The sequence below is a fragment of the candidate division WOR-3 bacterium genome, assembly GCA_016867815.1.
GTDB lineage: Bacteria > Hydrothermota > Tepidihabitantia > Tepidihabitantales > Tepidihabitantaceae > UBA2258.
Genome location: VGIR01000141.1, coordinates 1 through 5,024, shown reverse-complemented (window position 1 = coordinate 5,024; position 5,024 = coordinate 1). Strand labels below are relative to the sequence as shown.

4 protein-coding genes are annotated in these 5,024 nt (G+C 62.7%); 1 reads left to right on the top strand and 3 read right to left on the bottom strand.

The window, feature by feature from the left end:
* Positions 1-198 precede the first annotated feature (198 nt).
* Genes FJY68_13345 through FJY68_13335 form a run of 3 tightly spaced genes read right to left on the bottom strand, consistent with a single transcriptional unit; the run spans position 199 to position 3,759 of the window.
* The gene (locus tag FJY68_13345; GenBank protein MBM3332809.1) at positions 199-1,536 is read right to left on the bottom strand and encodes a hypothetical protein; all 1,338 of its coding nucleotides are present in this window, start codon (positions 1,534-1,536) and stop codon (positions 199-201) included.
* Positions 1,457-2,305 (bottom strand): general secretion pathway protein GspA, encoded by an 849-nt coding sequence (locus tag FJY68_13340; GenBank protein MBM3332808.1) that lies wholly within the window; start codon positions 2,303-2,305, stop codon positions 1,457-1,459. Before FJY68_13340 ends, FJY68_13345 begins: the two co-directional genes overlap by 80 nt.
* Positions 2,302-3,759, bottom strand: a complete 1,458-nt coding sequence (locus tag FJY68_13335) for a transposase family protein (GenBank protein MBM3332807.1) — start codon at positions 3,757-3,759, stop codon at positions 2,302-2,304. The genes FJY68_13340 and FJY68_13335 overlap by 4 nt, the downstream gene beginning before the upstream one ends.
* 170 nt (positions 3,760-3,929) lie before the next feature.
* Between FJY68_13335 and FJY68_13330 the strand changes: the two genes are divergently transcribed.
* The gene (locus tag FJY68_13330; GenBank protein ID MBM3332806.1) at positions 3,930-4,280 is read left to right on the top strand and encodes a hypothetical protein; all 351 of its coding nucleotides are present in this window, start codon (positions 3,930-3,932) and stop codon (positions 4,278-4,280) included.
* The last annotated feature ends 744 nt before the right edge of the window (positions 4,281-5,024 follow it).

Genomic DNA, 5,024 nt, shown 5'->3' with positions numbered 1-5,024 from the left:
CATCCTACGTGACGCGCGGCCTGCGCACCGGGACGGCCCGCTGGCACGACATCGCCGGCAACGGCTTCGTCTACTCCTTGACCTTCCATGACGAGTGCGTGAGCGTGTTCGCGATTGTTGATGGTGGTTTAGTCGAGGTAGTTGAGGGACTATCTTCGGGCGAATCTTCCGGTTCCCGGTTCCGTTCCCGATGAGGGGCTATGGTGCGGAACCGGGATATTGGCCTTGGTGGTCTGGTGCGGAACGATAGCCGCCGGTGAGTCGTAGAACCAATCCTTTTTCACAGAGATCCTGCAGGATTGTTGTCACCCGCTGTTTTCTTACCTGGAGTCGCTGCCTGAGCTCTTCAGTTTTCAGTGGACGCTGAGCGCCCCGCAAGACATCGAGCAGGCTGAGGCGGAGCCTGTCTTGATCGGGTTCGAGTGGCCCCAGTTCCTGCGACCTGATCCTCAACCACGGAGCCTGGGATTTTTCTGTTGCGTGCACCAGTTCGATTGGAAGCGGCGGAAGAGGTGAGGCCGCGCGGTGTTCGGCGGAGATCGTGACCCGGTCATTTCGGCGTTGGAGGGAGACGAAAGAATCGACCCAGGCGTAGAGGTCGGAGCTGCCGCGAAGATTGTAGCCAGTCCCTGTGGTGTTGCTGCCCTTTCTGAGATGGTGGACGACAAGCACGGCCGTTGCAGTCAATCGCTGCAGACGACGGAGGTAGCCGAGCAGGGCCGCCATCGGTCCGGCCTGATTTTCATCCTGACAGTGGAGGCGCACCAGCGGATCCAGGACGAGCAGGGCGGGACGATAGAGCAGGACGGTTTCATGGAGCCGCTTTTGGTCTTGAGGGTGATCCAGGCGGATGAAATCGGAGGTGATGACCCGCAGGTCGAGATTTTCCAGGCGCAGGTTGCGCTGTGCAGCGAGAGATTCGAGACGGGAGCGCAGGTTTGACGGCGAGTCTTCGGCGGCATAGACCAGGGCCGGTCCCTGAACGGAAACAGGGAATGTGCCGAGACAGGGCGATCCGGAGGCGACCGAGACCGCCATTTCCAGGGCCACATAGGTCTTGAGGCTCTTCGGCTGACCGGCGAGAATCCCGACGCCGCCTGCCGTCCAGAGACGTTCGATCAGCCATCCTGCTGTACCATTTCCCTTCTCCAGTTCCGAAGCGTGAGCGACCGGAAGGATCTCTGCGGCGCGGGGTGGCCCGTCGGGATCATATATAGTGACGTGCAGCTCCAGGTGTTTTCCCGCAATCTCATCGACGATCTCACCGAGGCGTGCCGCGAAGTGATTCTGGAAGGCGGTCCGGAACGTCTCGGTGGGCACCGCCAGTCGAAGCTCGGAATCCCGGCAGGTCACGAGGCGAACCGGCCGGAACCATGTCTCGACAGTACCGGCCGGGAGGCGTGCGGAAAGTGCGGCCAGCACTTCAGCCCAGAGCCGTTCCGAGGATTCGTCCTGACTACCCTGCGCTTCTGCGCCCATCGTTGCGACTCCGCTGCTTGGAGGGAGGGGCAAAGACTTCCAGGTACAGCTTCTCATCGAGCTGGGCCGCTTCGCGACGGATTCCCTCGGTCAGGAGATCGGCCGCCATGTTGCACAGAACGCGGTAGTTGCCGGCGGCACGCTCGCACAGCGTCGTGATCAGCTCCGGTGTCATCAGCCGCGGGTTGCCGGACTGCTTGAGCAAGTGGTCGACGAAGGCGGCCAGATCGCGGGGCGTGAGGTAGTCCAGGGCCAGACGGGTACGGATCCGGCTTCCGAGCGGCACCAGATCCGGGTTGCGGAGACGCTCGAGCAACCGGCTGTCGCCGGCCAGCACCACCGTCAGCAGCGAGCGGGAATCGAAGTTCGTGCTGGCCAGGAGGCGGAGTTCGGAGAAGACCTCCGGTTGCATCTGCTGGGCTTCGTCGATCAAAAGCACGGGGCGGTAGAGTGTGGAGGACAGGTGGGCGAGCCACTTCTCGCGCAAGGCCTTGAATCCGCCCCACCGGTTGCTCGGCGACAACGGCACCGAGAACAAATCGCCGAGTTCGCGGTAGATGTCGGCCAGATTGCTCTGAGGCCGGGCGAGCGCGCCGATCAGCACATCCGGCAGCGTTGCCAGTTGCCGCGCCGCAAGCCGGAGCGCGACGGACTTGCCGGTGCCGGGGTCGCCGGTGACCAGGGCGAAACCGCCCTCGCGGACCTGCTGTTCCATACGCCAGCAGAAGTGTTCCAGGGCCGGCGAGCGCCAGAGGGCTTCGTCGGGAAGGTCGGGTGAAAAAGGGTTCCACTTCAGGCCGTAGGCCGACAGCAGTTTCTTGTTCACGATTCCTCCTTGGCAAGGTAGGCCGGGGGGAGCCCGGTGGCCGCATATTCCCGGATCAGCTCCCGCAACAGCGGCGCCATGCCGTCGTCCGGCGTGGCGTCTTGGTCGGGAACAGGGTTGATAACAGGCGGATCCAGACTGCGCCTGCAGCCGTCGGCGTTGCGGGCCTTGTCGAGCGGGTAGATGCGTGCCAGGACAGTTCCGGTCCGCGCATCGACCATATGCGCGCGGGTCAGGTCCCAGCCGGCGTAACGCACTGCGATGCGCAGCAGATGGCGGTAGCGGTTGGGGATCTCGAAGCGGACGCCTACCAGGGTGATGGTCCCGTCGGAGCGACGCTGCAGCCGGGATCGTTCGACGCAGAAGGCCAAGCGCAGATCGTCAGGCGACGGGCAGTCGCGGCCGACACCGGGAGATTGTTGAAAGCGCACGACGGGCGGCTGGCCGGTCCCGGAATGGATTTCGCGGTTGTACTCCAGCTCGATCCAAGCCTGCGTCGCTTCGTTCAGCCTGGCCAGCGTCAGGTCGGGACAGCTCTCGAGCATCGCCAGCAGCCGGCCTTCGACCTGCCCCCAGAAAGATTCCTGCTTGCCGTTTTGGTGGGGCGAATACGGGAGCGTAGTCTGGTGCAACACACCGAGACGGTGCAGCCCCTGTTTCGTTTCGGCCGCGGTCATGGCGGAGCCGTTGTCGGTCATGAGGGCACGGGGCAGTGAACGTTTCAGGAAAGCCTGGCACAGGCCATGGACGAGGTTCTCGGCCGTCTCGGCCAGGTACCATTGGGCATGACAGACCAGGCGGGAGTGGTCGTCCATGATCGCCAGCAGATGGGGCGCGACCCACTCACCCGCAGGCGTGATCACCTTGTGGGAGCCCTGGTGGTAGTCCAGGTGCCAAAGCCCGTGAACGTACTCGGCTTCGAAGCTGCGCACCTCGCGCGACTCAAACCGCTCCTGGGCCAGGATGGCGCCCGGTGTGTTTTTCGGACGCAATCGTTTCTGCGGCAACATGCCGTGACTGCGCATGTAACGGAAGAGCGTGGGGTAGGAAGGCACAGGCTGCAGGCTCACCTCCTGTCTGGCGAGCGAAAGGAGATTGTCCCGGTGCAGCTTGTAGCTCCAGCGCCGGTGCCGGCGGTATTGTTCTCCGAGGAGACGGCGGAGCCGGTCGGTGATGGAAGGTTGCAGGCCGCTGTCCTTGCGCACACGCCGCTCGAGCACATGGACCGGATCGACCTTTTCGGCGCGGGCGGCGTAGTACCAGCGTTCGATGGTGGAAACTCCGAACCGCACCGGCCGACCCGTGATGGGGTGCCGCCACTCGCAACCGGCCAGTCGTCGTAACTCCTCCCTCAGGTCGCCCCTTTCCGGCGGAGCGGCGAGCAACCGCCCTACGATCGAGAAACGCAAGCGAGCCCAACGCTCGTGGGTCCGGTCCAAATCGTCGTTTGCCATTCGCTTTGCCCCCTCCGGGCGGCTTTGAGTCCTTCCCGCCCCAGCATGCAGATCTCATCGACCCTGGCCGCCGAAGGAAGACCCCGCATTCTCTGCGGGAGTTCAGGAGCCATCAGGGAGGGTGAAAGACAGAACCGCTCGTCAGCGGAGAGACAAATCGAAGCAAAGCAATGAGTCCGGCCTTCTCGTCGGTGGTTGTGAAGGCATGGAGCAGCGATGTCGGCATCGAGTGCTCGGCCACGGGCCGGCGCAAAAATCCGCGCGCCGTTGTCCACCACCGTGTGCGCGGCACTACCGACTGCCACCACTGCCGCCAGCGGGTGACGGTGCGGGCACTGACGCCCGTAAGTTGCCGAATCCGGGAGAGCCGCTCAGGAGTTGGCCCATGGCGCAGTATCGTCACCAGGACCACGGCCGCCGCGGCAAAGACCTTGCGCCCCAGAAAGCGCACGGACGGTGGGGTGGTTCTGAGGCGGCATCCTTTCCGGCTGCAGCAGAAACTGGCACGGAACCGGTACTGATCCTCAACCTCGGAAGGAACGCCTCGCGGCTTACGTGGATATCGCCCGCTGTGAAGGACGCCGTCGCAGAAAGGGCAGCCCTTCGGCTTGACCTCCGCGGCAATTTCCTCATCCAGCTTGGCGAGAGCGGTGTAAAGGGTGGCATCGGAGAGCAGAGTTTGGTACAAAGCAGTTGTCTCACGTGTTTTGGCAAACAACGGAGACAAAAAAAGCCCCTCGGAAAGCTGAAGTCAAGCTTTTCGAGGGGTGGTTTGCCTTTCCCTCACTCTGCGTGATCAGAACTCAAGCTTAATCCATCGATTACCGCGCGCACGCTCATGGGATGTCTTCGTCTATCGAGACGCACCAAAGAGCATGAATCCCTTTCAAGTTTCGGCGAAGATCTCCTTCCGCTGGAGCGCCGCGAACGCGGCGCGTGCACACACCTGCGAGGAAGATCTCCTCATGGAGCTTCTCGGGAGGAGAATACGGCTTCCAAAGACGCAACGCCGCTGGACACGGGTTGATCTCGAGCTATACGCCGCTCTTCCATATGGCTCGACAACTCCCATCCCGGAACCGCAGGTCTTAAATTCTTGGACCCACTCTGTAGGTGAGAAGCTTGACAAGCTGCTCACCGATTGCCAAGAGCGCCAAGGGCGAATCGTGGCAGTTATGGGAAGCCGGGAAGAGGTAAAGATCGAAGCCAAATGGAAGGCAGAGGGCGATCTCTCTCTCACAGGCATTTCCGTCTCTGCGTTTCAG

Excerpts from the sequence above, each read along its gene's own strand:
- FJY68_13335 (MBM3332807.1), bottom strand. The coding sequence starts at position 3,759 with ATGGCAAACGACGATTTGGACCGGACCCACGAGCGTTGGGCTCGCTTG.
- FJY68_13330 (MBM3332806.1), top strand. The coding sequence starts at position 3,930 with ATGAGTCCGGCCTTCTCGTCGGTGGTTGTGAAGGCATGGAGCAGCGAT.
- FJY68_13345 (MBM3332809.1), bottom strand. The coding sequence starts at position 1,536 with ATGAGAAGCTGTACCTGGAAGTCTTTGCCCCTCCCTCCAAGCAGCGGA.